The organism is Planomonospora antibiotica, from assembly GCF_014647955.1.
Classification (GTDB): domain Bacteria; phylum Actinomycetota; class Actinomycetes; order Streptosporangiales; family Streptosporangiaceae; genus Planomonospora; species Planomonospora parontospora.
Window position 1 is genome coordinate 29,725 of the sequence record NZ_BMQE01000016.1, and the last position, 16,297, is coordinate 46,021.

The following is a 16,297-nucleotide window of genomic DNA, read 5'->3' on the forward strand; positions in this document are numbered from 1 at the left end:
TTCCGGCCAGTAGGAGGAGGCGCCGCCCTTCCGGAGGATGAGCGGAACGCCTGCGCGGGCGGATACCTTTTCGCTATGAGATCCCGCGGTCCGGTGCCGGACGTCCTCCTGGCGCTCGCCGGGATCGCCCTCGGCCTCGTCGTCTCCGGCAAGACCGGCGAGCCCGCGCCGTGGCCGGCCGCGGTGGCGCTCGCCCTGCTGGCCGGGGCCCCGATGGGGTTCGTCCGGCACGGCCCCCTGGTGGTCTGCGCCTACTACGCGGCCTTCCTGATCGTCGGCGACCGGTTCCCCGCGTTCACCACCGACACCGCGCAGATCCTGCTCCCGGTGGCCGTGGGGATCCTCGCCCACCGCGACGCCTGGCGCCGGATCGTGCCCGGCGCGGTCCTGGCCGGCACCGCCACCGCGGTCAACCTCACCGACCCGGGGACCGCCCTGACCGCCGCCGCCTGGTACTTCCCGCTCGGGATGAGCGCGGTCCCGGTCGTGGTCGGCCGCTACCTGCGCAGCCCCATCGAGGCCGTGGCCGAGGTGGAGCGCCGGCCCGGCCTCGACCTGCTGCTGGCCGGCGGCGGGGTGGCCTTCATGGTCCTGGACACCTGGACCGGCTGGGACGCCGGGCCGTGGCCCGTCTGGGGGGTGGGCTGGTTCGTGATCGGCTGCGGGCTCACCGCCGGGCTGGTCCGCCTGCTCCCGGGTACGGCCTTCGCGCTGCAGGCCGTACTGGTGCTGCTGGCCGACCAGAACGCGCAGTTCGCCGCGAACTCGCTGCAGGGCCTGTTCCTGGTGACGCTGGGCGCCTTCGCGATGTACGCCTCGTGGTCCTGGACCGCCGTCGCCTACCTGCTCGCCGCCGGGGTGACCGCGCTGAACGTCGTCGACGACGAGCTGGCCGAGGTTACCCCGCTGCGCATCGCCGCCCTGATGGCCATGGTGGCCGCGCCGGTCATCATCGGCCGCTACCTCGGCGTCCGGCGGGCCGCCGCGGGCCTGCAGCTGGCCATGGCCGAGGAGGCCAGGCAACTGGCCGCCGAGCGCGCCCGGGCCGACCTGCTGGCCGAGCGCGAACGCATCGCCCGCGACGTCCACGACATCGTCGCCCACCACGTCGGCGCCATGGTGCTGCGGGCCGGCGCCGCACAGTACGCCGCGCCGTCGGGGCCGGTGGCCGAGGCGCTGGCCGACATCCGCGCCACCGGCCACCAGGTGCTGGAGGATCTGCGGGGCCTGCTCAACGTGCTGCGCGACCCCGAACTCGCCCACCTGCCCGTCGCCGACCCCGAGGAGGTGGTCCGCGACGCGGTGGAGCGGATGAACGCCGCCGGGCTGGAGGTCGAGCTCCGCCTCGACCCCGGGGCCGAGTCCGTCCCCCTGGTGACGCGCGCCTCGGCCGCCAGGATCGTCCAGGAGGGCCTGACCAACGTCCTCAAGCACGCCGGGCCCGGCACCCGCGCGACCGTCGAGCTGCGGGACGCCGGCGGCGCGCTGGAGGTGAACGTGCTCAGCGGCCCGCCGCCCGGTCCCCGCGACGCGCTGCCCTCCTCGGGACAGGGCATCGCGGGCATGCGGGAGCGGGCCCGCGCCCTGGGTGGGGACCTGTCCGCCGGTCCCCGCCCGGACGGCGGCTGGCGGCTGGCGGCGACGCTCCCGGTGGAGCGCCCCGACCACCCGGCCGGTCATTCGTGCGGGATGACGCCGCAGTACAGGCTGCTGCCGTGGCGTCGTGAGGAGGAGGAGAAGGTGTGAGCGGGCGCGGTGCTGCCCAGTTGCGGCGGCAGGGGGAGGAGGCCCCGTGATCCGGGTCGTCGTCGCCGACGACCAGGCGCTGGTGCGCGCGGGCGTGCGGATGCTCCTGGAGGCGGCGGGGGAGATGGAGGTCTGCGGCGAGGCCGTGGACGGCGCGCAGGCCGTCCAGCACGCCGAACGGCTCCGCCCCGACGTGCTGCTGATGGACCTGCGCATGCCCCGGGTGGACGGGCTGGAGGCCACCCGGCGGATCCTGGCGGCCTGGCCCGCCGCGCGGATCGTCATCCTGACCACCTTCGCCGAGGACGAGAACGTCTACGCCGCGCTGCGGGCCGGGGCGATCGGCTTCCTGGTCAAGGACGACGAGCCGGAGCGGATGGTCGACGCCGTGCGCCGGGCCGCGGCGGGGGAGCCGCTGCTGGCCCCCTCCGTGCTGCGCCGCGTGGTGGAGCGAGCCCTGGCGGCCGAGGAGCAGGCCGGCCCGCGCGTCCCGGCCGGGCTCACCGACCGGGAGCTGGAGGTGCTCTCCCTGGTCGGGGCGGGGCTGTCCAACGGGGAGATCGCCGACGCCCTCCACGTGGGCGTGACCACCGTCAAGACCCACGTCTCCACCGCGATGGACAAGCTGGGCCTGCGCAACCGCATCCAGGCGGCGGTGGTCGCCCACCGGATCGGCCTGGTCGGTGCGGACTTCCGCCCGGTACGGAATCCTCCCCGCGGCGGATCGGCGGGTCCGCCCCCGGGCTGACGACGGGAGCGTCCCCTCGCGGCCACGATGTGCTGCAAGGCAACCACCGCGAGGAAGGACACCTCTCATGCAGGAGGTCATCACCCAGGGATCCGCCGCCCGGACCCGCCCGGTCTCCGCCGGGCTGCTCTACGGCCTGCGCGTCCTGGTCACCGCGCAGGCGGCCGGACTGATCGTCGCGGCCTCGTTCGCCGGCCAGGCCGTGAACGGCGGGGCGGACCTGGCCGAGACCCACGTGATGGTGGGCATGGTGGTGCACCTCATCGCCCTGCTGCAGACCGTGGCGGCCGTGCTGGTCTGGCGGCCGGGCCGCGGCGCGGGCTGGCCCGCACTGGCCAGCCTCGGCCTGTTCCTGGTCGGTATGGGCCAGCACTTCAGCTGGGAGGCGCTCGGCACCCACGTGCCCAGCGGGCTCGCGCTGTTCGGGCTGACCGTGGCCGTGCTCGTCTGGGTCTGGTCGCCCCGCGCCGCCGTGCGCCGCTCCTGACCCTGCGACCGGGCTGCGGCAGGCCCCGGCCGCCCCCCGGCCGTCCATCCGAGGACGGCCGGGAGCCGGGGCCGGGTCTCAGTAGCGGAAACCGGAGACCAGGGTGTGCAGCCGGGCCGACAGCCCGGCCAGCTCGGCCGCGGCCCGCTGGCTCTCGCTCACGCCCTCGGCCGTCACGCGCGCCGCACCGGCCAGCACCGAGATGTTGGCCGCGATGTCCGCGCTGCCCTGCGCGGCCTCGGTCACGCTGCGGTTCATCTCCCCGGTGGTGGCGGTCTGCTCCTCCACCGCACCGGCGATGGTGAGCTGGTAGTCGTTGATCTTGCCGATGATCGCCGAGATCTCCGCGATGGCCGCGACCGCGCTCTCGGTGTCGGCCTGGATCGCCTCGACCCGCTTGGAGATGTCCTCGGTCGCCTTGGCCGTCTCCTGCGCCAGGTCCTTGACCTCGCCGGCCACGACCGCGAAGCCCTTGCCCGCGTCGCCGGCCCGTGCCGCCTCGATGGTGGCGTTGAGCGCGAGCAGGTTGGTCTGCTCGGCGATGGACGTGATGGTCTTGATCACGGAGCCGATCTCCGCCGACGAGGCGCCGAGCTTGGCGACGGTCTCGTTGGTGGAGGCGGCGACCTCCACCGCCTGCGAGGCGACCTTGGCGCCCTCGCCGGCGTTGTGCGCGATCTCCCGGATGGAGGCGCCCATCTCCTCGCTGCCGGCCGAGACGGTCTGCACGTTCTGCGAGACCTGGCCGGCCGCGGCGGCGACGTTGTCGGCCTGGGTGGAGGCCTCGTCCGCGCTGGCGGCGATGCGGTCGCTGACGCCCGACAGCTCGGTGGAGCTGGCGGCCAGCGTGTCGGCGCTGGTGGCCAGCGCCTCGATGGCTTCGCGGATGGCCGTGTTGGCCTGGTTGACCGCCACCGCCATCTCGCCGACCTCGTCGCGGGAGGTCACCTCGACGGTCCGGGTCAGGTCTCCCCGGGCCATCGCGGAGAGGGCCTGCGACAGCTTCCGCAGCGTGCCGACCATCGTGCGGGCGATCAGCAGGGCCACGACCACGGAGAGCGCCAGGCCGACCGTGAGCAGCACGATGATCGAGACGCGGGCGTCGTCGTAGCCGGCGTTGCCGGCGGCGACCATCGCCTCGCTCCAGTTCCGTTCGTTGTCCACCAGCTTGTCCATCAGGACGTTGAGCTCGATGGAGGTCTCGCCGAGCCGGGTGGCGGCCTGGGCGAGGTCCATGTTCGACCCTGCGGGCAGGGGCGCGCCGAACATCACGGCGTCACGCAGGACCTCGAACTCCTGCCACACCTCCTCGAAGGCGGCCAGGTCCTGCTGCAGGGGCTGGTGCTCCGCGACGTCCGCCTTGTACGCCTCGAACGCGGCGGTCACCTGATCGGTGTAGTCGTGCACCTGCCGGGTGCGCTCGGCCCGCTTCTCGGGGGTCCGCTCGAGGACGGCGCCCACGGAGGTGTTGTACATGTCGGCCATCCGGGCGCGGACCTCGCCGAGGGCGGCCTGGTTGGTGTTGGCCCTCCCCATCGACCGCAGGTCGTCGTTCATCGTCGACATGCGGCTCAGCGCCGTCATGCCGATCACGCCTGCCATGGCGGCCACCAGCGCCACGGCGACGAGCATCTTGGTGCTGATGCGCAGGTCGGCGAAGCGACCGCGCAGCGCGTTGCGGCGTACGGTCACCGCGGGGGGTCCGATTCGGTCAAGAGGGGGGTTCACGGCAGGTCCTTTCCAGCGCTGAACCGGGGGAGGGCTTACGACGATCCCGGGCGGGGATGTCGCCGTTCCATCGGCGCGGGGGGAAGGGAACTGAGGAGAGCCGCCGGATGCGATGGAGGTCACCCGCACCGCCGTCCGCCGCGGTGCCCGGCGCACGCGGCCCCGCGGTCCGGCGGGTTCCGGACGGCGGGGCCGCGGGGCCCGCCGGTCAGTCGGCCAGGGGCAGGTAGACGCGGTGGCCGTGCGCCGCGAACTCCTCGGCCTTGGCCCGCAGGCCGGCCTCGACGTCGTCGCCGGACACGCCCGCGCCGTCGCCGTACGCGGCCGCGATGTCGTGGCTGATCCGCATCGAGCAGAACTTCGGGCCGCACATGCTGCAGAAATGAGCGGTCTTGGCCGGGGCGGCGGGCAGGGTCTCGTCGTGGAAGGACCGGGCGGTGTCGGGGTCCAGGGAGAGGTCGAACTGGTCCTCCCAGCGGAACTCGAACCGCGCGTCGGACAGGGCGTCGTCCCAGGCCTGGGCCCCCGGGTGGCCCTTGGCGAGGTCGGCCGCGTGCGCTGCGATCTTGTAGGTGATCACCCCGGTCTTCACGTCGTCCCTGTCCGGCAGGCCCAGGTGCTCCTTGGGCGTGACGTAGCAGAGCATGGCGGTGCCGTACCAGCCGATCATCGCCGCGCCGATGGCCGAGGTGATGTGGTCGTAGCCGGGGGCGATGTCCGTGGTCAGCGGGCCGAGGGTGTAGAAGGGCGCGTCGTCGCAGAGCTCGCGCTGCAGGTCGACGTTCTCCTTGATCTTGTGCATGGGAACGTGGCCGGGGCCTTCGACCATCACCTGGACGTCGTGCGCGTGGGCGATCTTCGTGAGCTCGCCGAGCGTGCGCAGCTCGGCGAACTGGGCCTCGTCGTTGGCGTCGGCGATCGACCCCGGGCGCAGGCCGTCGCCGAGCGAGAACGCCACGTCGTAGGCGGCCAGGATCTCGCAGATGTCGGCGAAGTGCTCGTACAGGAAGCTCTCGCGGTGGTGGGCCAGGCACCAGGCCGCCATGATCGAGCCGCCCCGGGAGACGATGCCGGTCCTGCGGCCCACGGTCAGCGGGACGTGGGCCAGCCGCACCCCGGCGTGTACGGTGAAGTAGTCCACACCCTGCTCGCACTGCTCGACCAGGGTGTCGCGGTAGACCTCCCAGGACAGTTCCTCGGGGCGGCCGCCGACCTTCTCCAGCGCCTGGTAGAGGGGGACGGTCCCGATCGGCACCGGGGAGTTGCGGATGATCCACTCGCGGGTGGTGTGGATGTTGCGGCCGGTGGACAGGTCCATCACGGTGTCGGCGCCCCACCGGGTCGCCCAGGTCATCTTGTCGACCTCCTCGGCGATGGTGGAGGCCACGGCCGAGTTGCCGATGTTGGCGTTGATCTTCACGAGGAAGTTGCGGCCGATGATCATCGGCTCGCTCTCCGGGTGGTTGACGTTGGCCGGGATGATCGCCCGCCCGGCGGCCACCTCGTCGCGGACGAACTCCGGGCTCACCCCCTCGCGGACGGCGACGAACCGCATCTCCTCGGTGATCACGCCGCGCCGGGCGTAGGCGAGCTGGGTCACCGGGGCGCCGGCCGCCCGCAGCGGCCGGTGGTCGCCGCCGGTGAAGACGGCGTCCAGCGAGCGCAGGTCGCGCGAGCGGGACTCGGAGTCCCGGTAGCCGTCGTCGCCCGGCTCGACCGGGCGGCCGCCGTACCGGACCACGTCGCCCCGGCCGACGATCCACTCCTCGCGCAGGCGGGGCAGGCCGCGGGTGATGTCGACGGTCACCGCGGGGTCGGTGTAGGGGCCCGAGGTGTCGTACAGCGTGACGGACTCGCCGTTGGTCAGCCGGACCTCGCGCATGGGGACGCGGAGGTCACCGCGGTAGATCTTGGAACTGGTCGGGCGCGCGTCGGACATCGCGCAAACTCCCTTCGCCGGCATTACCCGGAGCAGGTTCTGGCGGTCGGCGGCCGTTCCAGCCGTCCTCTCAGCCCGGTTCTCCGGGCTCCCGCGTTGGTCGGCGAAACCATAACGCGATCTTCACGCCGACCGCCAGCCCGCACAGCGGTGAGGGATATGTCACTCCTCCGCCGGAGGGGACCGGCCCTGCTCTTCCCGGGAATCGGCCCGCGAGGGGGCTCCGGCGTCTGGACCGAGGAGCGAAGGAGCCCGCGAGGGGGCTCCGGCGTCTGGACCGAGGAGCGAAGGAGCCCGCGAGGGGGCTCCGGCGTCTGGACTGAGGAGCGAAGGAGCGCAGCGGATGAGCGACGAGGGAAGACGTCGGTTACCGGCCCCCGAGCCGCGGCGCGCAGCGCCGCCATGGGCACAGTAGTGTCACCCTCAGGTACGGGGAGGGGGACGAACGGGTGAATGCGGAAGTTTCGGGGGCCGAGGACCGGATCTGGACGGTCCCCAACGCGCTGAGCCTGGCCAGGCTGCTGGGCGTGCCCGTCTTCCTCTGGCTCGTGCTCGGTCCCGAGGCCGACGGCTGGGCCGTCGCGCTGCTGATGCTCGCGGGGTTCTCCGACTGGCTCGACGGCAAGATCGCCCGAGCGTGGAACCAGACCAGCAGGCTCGGCAGGCTGCTGGACCCGCTGGCCGACCGGCTCTACATCCTGGCGACCCTGCTCGGCCTGGCGCTGCGCGGCATCATCCCGTGGTGGCTGGCGCTCGTCATCCCGCTGCGGGACGTCATGCTGCTGGGCATCCCGCCGATCCTGCGCCGCCTGGGGTACGGCCCGGCGCTCCCCGTGCACTTCCTGGGCAAGGCCGCCACCGCCAACCTGCTCTACTCCTTCCCCCTGCTCTTCCTCGCCCACCACGACGCGTGGTACGCCGACCCCGCCCGGATCGTCGGCTGGGCGCTGGCCATCTGGGGCGTGGGGCTGTACTGGTGGTCCGGGGTGCTGTATTGGGTACAGGTGCGGCAACTTCTCAAAGGAGCTGGAACGCCTTAATGAGGTGATTCGTGAAGGCCGTCGTGATGGCGGGCGGGGAGGGGACACGGCTCCGGCCGATGACCGCCAACCAGCCCAAACCGCTGCTGCCCGTGGTCAACCGGCCGATCATGGAACACGTGCTGCGGCTGCTGAAGAGGCACGGGTTCACCGAGACCGTGGTGACCGTGCAGTTCCTGGCCGCCCTCGTCCGCACCTACTTCGGCGACGGCGACGAGCTCGGCATGGACCTGTACTACGCCACGGAGGAGACGCCGCTCGGCACGGCCGGCAGCGTCAAGAACGCCGCGGACAAGCTCCGTGACGACCGGTTCCTGGTCATCTCCGGTGACGCGCTCACCGACATCGACCTGACCGACATGGTCCGGTTCCACCGGGAGCAGGGCGCGCTGGTCACCATCGGGCTCAAGCGCGTGCCCAATCCGCTGGAGTTCGGCATCGTCATCGCCGACGAGCGGGGCCGGGTCGAGCGCTTCCTGGAGAAGCCCACTTGGGGCCAGGTCTTCTCCGACACGGTCAACACCGGCATCTACGTGATGGAGCCCGAGGTCCTCGACGAGGTCGCGGCGGGGGAGCCGGTCGACTGGTCGGCGGACGTCTTCCCCCGCCTGCTGGCGCGCGGGGCCCCGCTCTTCGGCTACGTGGCGGGCGGCTACTGGGAGGACGTCGGCACCCACCAGAGCTACCTGGCGGTCCAGGCCGACGTGCTCTCCGGCCGGGTGGCGGTGGACCTCGACGCCTTCGAGCTCTCGCCCGGCGTCTGGGTGGCCGAGGGCGCCGTGGTGGACCCGGACGCCGTGCTCAAGGGCCCGCTGTACATCGGCGACTACGCCAAGGTCGAGGCCGGCGCCGAGCTGCGCGAGTACACCGTGCTGGGGAGCAACGCGGTGGTCCGCGAGGGCGCCTTCCTGCACCGGGCCGTGGTCCACGACAACGTCTACGTCGGCCCGGGGGTCCACCTGCGCGGCTGCGTCATCGGCAAGAACAGCGACCTGATGACGGGGGCCCGGATCGAGGAGGGCGCCGTCATCGGGGACGAGTGCGTCATCGAGGCCGAGGCCTACGTCTCCTCCGGCGTCAAGGTCTACCCGTTCAAGACCGTCGAGGCCGGGGCGGTGGTCAACACCAGCGTGATCTGGGAGTCCCGCGGCCAGCGCAGCCTGTTCGGTCCCCGCGGGGTCTCCGGGCTGGTCAACGTCGAGATCACCCCCGAGCTGTGCGTACGGCTGGCCAGCGCCTACGCCACGACGCTGCGCAAGGGCGCCTCGGTCGTCACCTCCCGCGACTCCTCGCGCGCGGCGCGGGCCCTGAAGCGGGCGGTGATCAGCGCCCTGAACGCCAGTGCCATCAACGTGCTGGACCTGGAGGCCACCCCGCTGCCCGTCTCCCGCTTCCACACGGCCAAGGAGAACGCCGTCGGCGGGATCGCGCTGCGCACCACCGCGGGCGACCCGCAGAGCGTGGACATCGTCTTCATGGACGACAGCGGCGCCGACCTGTCCCGGTCCGCGCAGCGGAAGCTGGAACGGGTCTTCTCCCGCCAGGAGTTCCGCCGGGCCTTCCCCGGCGAGATCGCCGAGCTCGGCTTCCCCCCGCGGGTGGTCGAGGACTACACCCACGAACTGCTGCGCCGGGTGGACATGACCGGGGTGCGCGACGCCGACATGAAGGTCGTGGTCGACTGCGCCGGGGGCACCTCCTCCCTGGTGCTGCCGAGCCTGCTGGGCCGGGTCGGGGTCGACGTGCTGACCGTCAACAACCGGCTGGACGAGGCCTCGCCCACCGAGACCTTCGCCGAGCGCCGCCGCGACCTGCAGCGCCTGGCGGAGCTGGTCGGCTCCTCCCGGGCGGCGTTCGGGGTGCGGTTCGATCCGGTGGGCGAGCGGGTCTCGCTGGTCAACGAGACGGGCCAGCTGATCAGCGAGGAGCGCGCCCTGCTGGTCGTGCTGGACCTGGTCGCGGCCGAGCGGCGCGGCGGCAGGGTGGCGCTGCCGGTGACCACCACGCGGGTGGCCGAGCAGGTCTGCCGCTTCCACGGCGTGCAGGTCGAGTGGACCTCCACCGCGCTCGACGCGCTCACCGCGGCCTCCCGCGCGCCGGACATGGTGTTCGCCGGGGACGGGCGCGGCGGGTTCATCGTGCCGGAGTTCGGCCCGGCGGTGGACGGGCTGGCGGTCTTCCTGCGCCTGCTCGGCCTGGTCGCCAGAACCCGGCTCTCGCTCAGCCAGATCGACGCCAGGATCCCCGTCGCCAGGCTGCTGCGCCGTACGGTGCCGACCCCCTGGGCGGCCAAGGGGGCGGTGATGCGCTCGGTCATCGAGGCGGCCGAGCGCCAGCGCATCGACACCACCGACGGCGTGCGGGTCGTCGGCGAGGACGGGAGCTGGACGCTCATCCTGCCCGACCCCTCCGAGGCGGTCACCCACCTGTGGGCCGAAGGCTCCGACGCCGACTCGGCGCAGGTCCTGCTGGAGCACTGGGCCCGGATCGTGGAACGGGCGGCCGGCCCGTGAGCCGGACGGGCGGGGATCGAGGGCCTGCGGGGCGCAGGGGATCCGAGGCGGGAGAGGCTCCGCGGGACGCAGGAGAACCAGGTACGGGAGAGGCTCCGCGGGACGAGGGAGAACCGGGTACGGGAGAGGCCTGCGGGGCGGGGCCCCGGGCCGGGAGAGGCCTGAGGGACCTGGGAGGACCCGGCAGGCGGCACGACGCGCCCGACTTGGCGAAGATATGGACCTTGGGCCTTCCCCGCCTGTAACTTTGTCCCCGACCGAACCCCCGGTCCAGTGCTCGCCTTGACCTTTGCGCCTCAGCGGCGTAAGTTGCGGCATTCGCAGTTTGAGCAAACACTTGAGAAGCGAAGAAGCGAGGCGCGCATCCCCGAGCACCGTTGCCGCGCCTTCGCGGTAGGAGGCCGAGCCGATCGATGCCGAGCGTCTACTGCACGCAGTGCGGTCATGCCAACCCCGAGGACGCGCGTTTCTGTTCTCGCTGCGGGTCGCCGCTGACCAGAGCCGAGACACCCGGAGACAGCACGTCGACGATCTCCCTCTCCGGGATCGAGGCCTACGAGGCGGAGACAGGGGAGGCGCTCCTCGCCGAGCGGCAGGCCGTCGAGCAGCTGCCCCCGGGCACGGCCCTGCTCGTCGTCCAGCGCGGACCCAACGCCGGCAGTCGCTTCCTGCTGGACAGTGACCTCACCACCGTGGGCCGCCACCCGGAGAGCGACATCTTCCTGGACGACATCACCGTCTCGCGGCGCCACGTGGAGTTCTACCGGCGCGGCGGAGGCGTGTTCACCGTCCGTGACGTGGGCAGCCTCAACGGCACCTACGTCAACCGCGAGCGGATCGAGGAGGTCCCGCTCTACGGCGGTGACGAGGTGCAGATCGGCAAGTTCCGCCTGGTGTTCCTCACCCGCGGCGCCGCTGGAGGATGATGAGCCCGCAGGCCGCTCGTGCGCACATGAGCATCGGGGAGGTGCTCGCCCTGCTGCAGGGCGAGTTCCCCGACGTCAGCATCTCCAAGATCCGTTTCTTGGAGGGCGAGGGGTTGATCGAGCCGGAGCGCAGTCCCTCCGGCTACCGCAAGTTCACCTACGCCGACGTCGAGCGGCTCCGCTACATCCTCAGCGAGCAGCGCGACCGCTACCTGCCGCTGCGGGTGATCAAGGATCGGCTGGAGGAGGCCGACCGCGAGGAGCGGCCCGTCGCCCGGCCGCGCGCCGTGCCCTCGGAGGCGCAGCCGGAGGTCCGGCTCAGCCGCGAGGAGCTCCTGGCCGCCGCCGAGATCGACGAGGAGACCCTGGCCGAGCTCGAGGACTACGGACTGCTGGCGGCCGTGGCCCGGCACTACGACGCCGAGGCGCTGGCCGTGGCCCGCAGCGTCGGCGCGCTGTCCGCCTTCGGCCTCCGGGCCCGCCACCTGAGGGCGGTCAGGGCCGCCGCCGAGCGGGAGGCCGGGCTCGTGGAGCAGGCCGTCGCGCCGCTGCTGCGCCGTCGCGCGCCCGGTGCGATCGACCGGGCGGACGAGACCGCCAGGGAGATCTCCGGCCTGCTGCTGGAATTGCACGCCTCCCTGCTGCGTTCCGGTGTTCGTGGGGTCCTGGGCCGGTGAGGGCCTGACCGGGCGCCCGCGCCCCCGCGGGTGTTACGTTGAATGAAACGGTTGAACCCAGCGAAAACGGAGCAGCCCGTGTTGCAGATGGAGGTCGTGGGCGTCCGGGTCGAGATGCCCTCCAACCAGCCGATCGTCCTGCTGAAGGAGGCACACGGGGAGCGCTACCTGCCGATCTGGATCGGGATGACCGAGGCGACCGCGATCGCCATGGCGCAGGCCGAGGAGCCGCCGCCCCGGCCGCTCACGCACGACCTGTTCCGTGACGTCATCGACGCGCTCGGTGTCCGGCTGACCACGGTGAACATCGTCGCGCTCCGGGAGGGGATCTTCTTCGCGGACCTGGTGTTCTCCAACGGCGCCGAGGTGAGCGCCCGGCCGTCGGACTCCATCGCCCTGGCCCTGCGCACCGGCGCCCGCATCTTCGCCAGCGAGGACGTGGTCAGGGAGGCCGGAGTGATCATCCCCGAGGACCAGGAGGGGCAGGAGGACGAGGTGGAGAAGTTCAGGGAGTTCCTTGACCAGATCTCGCCGGAGGACTTCGGCCGTGCGGGGTAGGAATTTCGGTGCATTTACGCTTCACGACGCGCCGAGTGGGGTCGTTGACTGAGGCAGATCCCAGTCTTACGGTGCGAGTGAACCTGTGGCCGTGTACAAACCCCCAGATCAGGCCATGGGATGAGAGAAAGCCGGAGGTCCGCAGTGGCGGTCAGCAGCGGCGAAGGAAAGGCGGCCGGCCAGGATGATCCGGGGCGGCGCCGGTCGGCGCGCCAGCGCGCCGGAGAAGAAGGCCTGCTGTTCGACGGGCGACCGGTGAGCCCGCCCGCCGACGTCGGCTATCGAGGCCCCACGGCCTGCACCGCTGCCGGGATCACCTACCGGCAGCTGGACTACTGGGCGCGTACCGGGCTGGTCGAGCCCACGGTCAGGGCCGCGCACGGCTCCGGCACCCAGCGGCTGTACGGCTTCCGCGACATCCTGGTGCTCAAGGTCGTCAAACGCCTGCTCGACACGGGCGTCTCCCTGCAGCAGATCCGGATCGCCGTGCACCACCTGCGCTCCCGCGGGGCCGGCGACCTGGCCCAGATCACCCTGATGAGCGACGGGGCCAGCGTCTACGAGTGCACCTCGCCCGACGAGGTCATCGACCTGCTCCAGGGCGGCCAGGGCGTGTTCGGCATCGCCCTGGGCCGGGTCTGGCAGGAGGTGGAGGGCTCCCTGGCGGAGCTCCCCGGCGAGCGTGCGGAGAGCGACGAAGGCCCTTTAGGCGATCACCCCGGCGATGAGCTGGCCCGCCGTCGGCAGGCTCGGCGCACGGGGTAAAGTTGGTCTCGCTGACGACCCTGTGCGGGAGAGACCCCGACCATGATCGGGGCGCCGAAGGAGCAACCTCCCCGGAATCTCTCAGGCACCCTGTACCGCACGGACGAGGCAACTCTGGAAAGCAGGTGCGTCCGCCAGGCGCGTCTCACCGACGGTGAAAGCCTCCCCGCCAGGGGCAGGTGAAGCTCTCAGGTCGAGATGACAGAGGGGGAGATCCGGCCCGTACGCCCGCGCCCAGCGCCGGTCTCCACCGCCTCGGGAGGCTTCCCATGACCGACCTGTCACCCCTCAGCGAGCTCGCTCCCCCGCCGTTCGCCACCCGCCACATCGGGCCCGACGACGCCGACCAGACCCGCATGCTGGAGGCGGTCGGATTCGCCTCCGTCGCCGACCTGACCGCGGTGGCCGTGCCCGAAGTGATCCGCTCCGCGGACCGGCTGGAGCTGCCCTCGGCGGCGAGCGAGACCGAGGCGATCGGGGAGCTGCGCGCGCTGGCCGCCCGCAACACCGTGCTCACCTCGATGATCGGCCTCGGCTACCACGACACGGTCACCCCCGCGGTCATCCGCCGAAACCTGCTGGAGAACCCCGGCTGGTACACCGCGTACACGCCCTACCAGCCGGAGATCTCCCAGGGCCGGCTGGAGGCCCTGCTCAACTTCCAGACCGTCGTCTCCGACCTCACCGGGCTCGACATCGCCGGCGCCTCCCTGCTGGACGAGGCCACCGCCGCGGCCGAGGCGATGACCCTGGCCCGCCGCGCCGGCCGGGCGAAGTCGGACGTGTTCGTGGTCGACGCCGACGCGCTGCCGCAGACCAAGGCCGTGCTGCGCACCCGCGCCGAGCCGCTCGGCATCGAGCTGGTCGAGAGCGACCTGTCCGGACAGCTCCCCGAGTGCTTCGGCGTCCTGGTGCAGTACCCCGGCGCGAGCGGCCGGGTCCGCGACTTCCGCGCGGTCGCCGAGGCCGCCCGCGCCCGCGGCGCCCAGGTCGTGGCCGCCGCCGACCTGCTGGCCCTGACGGTGCTCACCCCGCCCGGCGAGCTCGGTGCGGACATCGCGATCGGCTCCTCCCAGCGGTTCGGCGTCCCGCTCGGCTTCGGCGGCCCGCACGCGGCCTACATGGCGGTCCGCGAGGGCCTCCAGCGGCAGATGCCCGGCCGGCTGGTCGGCGTCTCCCAGGACGCCGACGGGCGCCCCGCCTACCGGCTCGCGCTGCAGACCCGCGAGCAGCACATCCGCCGGGAGAAGGCCACCAGCAACATCTGCACCGCGCAGGTGCTGCTCGCCGTGATCGCCGGCATGTACGCCGTCCACCACGGTCCCGACGGCCTGCGCCGGATCGCCCGGCGCGTGCACCGGCTCGCCGTGGTGCTCGCCGAGGGCCTGCGCCAGGGCGGCGTGGAGGTCGTGCACGACGTCTTCTTCGACACCGTGCTCGCCCGGGTGCCCGGCCGCGCGGAGCGGATCGTCGCGACCGCCCGCGACAACGGGGTCAACCTCCGCCTGGTCGACGCCGACCACGTGGGCGTCAGCTGCGACGAGAGGACCGAGCTGCTCCACCTGGAGCAGGTCCTGGCCGCCTTCGAGGTCAGCGGCGCGGTCCTGGCCGACCTGGACGCCGCCGCGCACGACGCGCTCCCCGCCGAGCTGCTCCGCACGAGCGACTACCTCACCCACCCGGTCTTCCACGCCCACCGCTCCGAGACCGCGCTCCTGCGCTACCTGCGCCGGCTCCAGGACAAGGACGTCGCGCTCGACCGGTCGATGATCCCGCTGGGCTCCTGCACCATGAAGCTCAACGCGACCACCGAGATGGAGCCGATCACCTGGCCGGAGTTCGCCGGCCTGCACCCGTACGCCCCCTCAGACCAGGCCGAGGGCTACCTGGAGCTGATCAGGGAGCTGGAGCGCTGGCTGGCCGAGGTCACCGGCTACGACGCCGTGTCGATCCAGCCCAACGCCGGCTCCCAGGGCGAGTTCGCCGGCCTGCTGGCCATCCGCGCCTACCACCGGGCCCGGGGCGAGGCCGGGCGCGAGGTCTGCCTCATCCCGTCCTCGGCGCACGGCACCAACGCCGCCAGCGCCGTCATGGCGGGCATGAAGGTGGTCGTGGTCGCCTGCGACGACGACGGCAACGTCGACCTCGACGACCTGACCGCCAAGATCGAGGCGCACCGCGATCGGCTCGCCGCGATCATGGTCACCTACCCGTCCACGCACGGCGTGTACGAGGAGGGCATCACCCGGGTCTGCGAGCTGGTCCACGAGGCCGGCGGCCAGGTCTACGTCGACGGCGCCAACCTCAACGCCCTGGTCGGCCTGGCCAAGCCCGGCGAGTTCGGGGCCGACGTCTCCCACCTGAACCTGCACAAGACCTTCTGCATCCCGCACGGCGGCGGCGGTCCCGGCGTCGGCCCGGTCGCGGTCCGCGCCCACCTCGCCGACTACCTGCCCGGCCACCCGCTGCGCGAGGGTTCGGCGGTCGGCCCGGTCTCCGCCGCGCCGTACGGCTCGGCCGGCATCCTGCCGATCTCCTGGGCCTACATCCGGATGATGGGCGGCGAGGGCCTCAAGGCCGCGACCGAGCAGGCCATCCTGTCGGCCAACTACCTGGCCCGCCGGCTGGCCCCGCACTACCCGGTCCTGTACACCGGCCGGGGCGGGCTGGTCGCCCACGAGTGCATCGTCGACCTGCGCCAGATCACCAAGGAGACCGGCGTCACCGTCGACGACGTGGCCAAGCGCCTGGTCGACTACGGCTTCCACGCGCCGACCATGTCCTTCCCGGTGGCCGGGACGCTGATGATCGAGCCGACCGAGAGCGAGGACCTGGCCGAGCTCGACCGGTTCTGCGACGCGATGATCGCGATCCGGGAGGAGATCGGGAAGGTCGCCTCGGGGGCCTACGACCGGACCGACAACCCGCTGCGCAACGCGCCGCACACCGCCGACTGCGTCGCCGCCGACGAGTGGCCCCACGCCTACACCCGCACCGAGGCCGCCTACCCGGTGCCGTCGCTGCGCGAGGGCAAGTACTGGTCGCCGGTGCGCCGCATCGACCAGGCCTACGGCGACCGCAACCTCGTCTGCTCCTGCCCGCCGCTGGAGGCGTACGAGGACTGACCCGCCCGCCGTACGGCCCGCCCGCGCAAGCCGCACGGATCACCG

At 72.5% G+C, this 16,297-nt stretch carries 12 protein-coding genes and 2 riboswitches; of the genes, 10 read left to right on the plus strand and 2 right to left on the minus strand.

Features of this window, described 5'->3' with window-relative positions; all coding sequences use genetic code 11:
* Positions 1-75: 75 nt before the first annotated feature.
* The 3 genes from IEZ06_RS16615 (at position 76) to IEZ06_RS16625 (ending at position 2,981) form a co-directional block, all read left to right on the plus strand.
* Positions 76-1,746, plus strand: a complete 1,671-nt coding sequence (locus IEZ06_RS16615; protein WP_189237613.1) for a sensor histidine kinase — start codon at positions 76-78, stop codon at positions 1,744-1,746.
* 46 nt (positions 1,747-1,792) lie between these two features.
* Positions 1,793-2,494: a response regulator gene (locus IEZ06_RS16620; protein WP_189237614.1), complete on the plus strand. Its 702-nt coding sequence runs from the start codon at positions 1,793-1,795 to the stop codon at positions 2,492-2,494.
* A 67-nt stretch (positions 2,495-2,561) separates the two neighbouring features.
* Complete coding sequence (locus IEZ06_RS16625; protein ID WP_189237615.1) at positions 2,562-2,981, plus strand: hypothetical protein; 420 nt, start codon at positions 2,562-2,564, stop codon at positions 2,979-2,981.
* 78 nt (positions 2,982-3,059) lie between these two features.
* Here the strand turns inward: IEZ06_RS16625 and IEZ06_RS16630 are convergent, their stop codons facing one another.
* Complete coding sequence (locus IEZ06_RS16630) at positions 3,060-4,709, minus strand: methyl-accepting chemotaxis protein (RefSeq protein WP_229798256.1); 1,650 nt, start codon at positions 4,707-4,709, stop codon at positions 3,060-3,062.
* Positions 4,710-4,917: 208 nt separating this feature from the next.
* A complete protein-coding gene (thiC, locus tag IEZ06_RS16635; protein ID WP_229798258.1) occupies positions 4,918-6,648 on the minus strand; it encodes a phosphomethylpyrimidine synthase ThiC in 1,731 nt (576 codons plus the stop codon).
* Positions 6,641-6,753: riboswitch (TPP riboswitch) on the minus strand. Its footprint overlaps the gene before it by 8 nt.
* A 344-nt stretch (positions 6,754-7,097) precedes the next feature.
* Between thiC and clsA the strand changes: the two genes are divergently transcribed.
* The 7 genes from clsA to gcvP all read left to right on the plus strand — a co-directional run bounded on the left by clsA (position 7,098) and on the right by gcvP (position 16,252).
* Positions 7,098-7,688: a cardiolipin synthase ClsA gene (gene clsA, locus IEZ06_RS16640; protein ID WP_189237617.1), complete on the plus strand. Its 591-nt coding sequence runs from the start codon at positions 7,098-7,100 to the stop codon at positions 7,686-7,688.
* An 11-nt stretch (positions 7,689-7,699) separates the two neighbouring features.
* Positions 7,700-10,201 carry a mannose-1-phosphate guanyltransferase gene (locus IEZ06_RS16645; RefSeq protein ID WP_189237618.1) on the plus strand — a complete coding sequence of 834 codons (2,502 nt, stop codon included), beginning with the start codon at positions 7,700-7,702 and terminating at the stop codon, positions 10,199-10,201.
* A 413-nt stretch (positions 10,202-10,614) separates the two neighbouring features.
* Positions 10,615-11,127, plus strand: a complete 513-nt coding sequence (locus tag IEZ06_RS16650) for a double zinc ribbon and FHA domain-containing protein (RefSeq protein ID WP_068900670.1) — start codon at positions 10,615-10,617, stop codon at positions 11,125-11,127.
* A gap of 26 nt (positions 11,128-11,153) precedes the next feature.
* Positions 11,154-11,804, plus strand: a complete 651-nt coding sequence (gene ftsR / locus IEZ06_RS16655) for a transcriptional regulator FtsR (RefSeq protein WP_229798260.1) — start codon at positions 11,154-11,156, stop codon at positions 11,802-11,804.
* Between the two features lie 78 nt (positions 11,805-11,882).
* Positions 11,883-12,362, plus strand: coding sequence for a bifunctional nuclease family protein (locus tag IEZ06_RS16660; protein ID WP_153054485.1), 480 nt, complete (start codon positions 11,883-11,885; stop codon positions 12,360-12,362).
* Between the two features lie 144 nt (positions 12,363-12,506).
* A complete protein-coding gene (locus IEZ06_RS16665) occupies positions 12,507-13,127 on the plus strand; it encodes a MerR family transcriptional regulator (RefSeq protein WP_068900674.1) in 621 nt (206 codons plus the stop codon).
* Positions 13,128-13,142: 15 nt separating this feature from the next.
* A riboswitch (glycine riboswitch) is annotated at positions 13,143-13,235 on the plus strand.
* A gap of 161 nt (positions 13,236-13,396) precedes the next feature.
* Entirely contained in the window at positions 13,397-16,252 is a 2,856-nt protein-coding gene (gene gcvP / locus IEZ06_RS16670; protein WP_189237619.1) for an aminomethyl-transferring glycine dehydrogenase, read from the plus strand.
* The last annotated feature ends 45 nt before the right edge of the window (positions 16,253-16,297 follow it).

Bases quoted from the DNA above. Each gene is read 5' to 3' on its own strand.
- IEZ06_RS16615 (WP_189237613.1), top strand. From the start codon at position 76: ATGAGATCCCGCGGTCCGGTGCCGGACGTCCTCCTGGCGCTCGCCGGG.
- IEZ06_RS16625 (WP_189237615.1), top strand. From the start codon at position 2,562: ATGCAGGAGGTCATCACCCAGGGATCCGCCGCCCGGACCCGCCCGGTC.
- thiC (WP_229798258.1), bottom strand. From the start codon at position 6,648: ATGTCCGACGCGCGCCCGACCAGTTCCAAGATCTACCGCGGTGACCTC.
- IEZ06_RS16650 (WP_068900670.1), top strand. From the start codon at position 10,615: ATGCCGAGCGTCTACTGCACGCAGTGCGGTCATGCCAACCCCGAGGAC.
- ftsR (WP_229798260.1), top strand. From the start codon at position 11,154: ATGAGCATCGGGGAGGTGCTCGCCCTGCTGCAGGGCGAGTTCCCCGAC.
- gcvP (WP_189237619.1), top strand. From the start codon at position 13,397: ATGACCGACCTGTCACCCCTCAGCGAGCTCGCTCCCCCGCCGTTCGCC.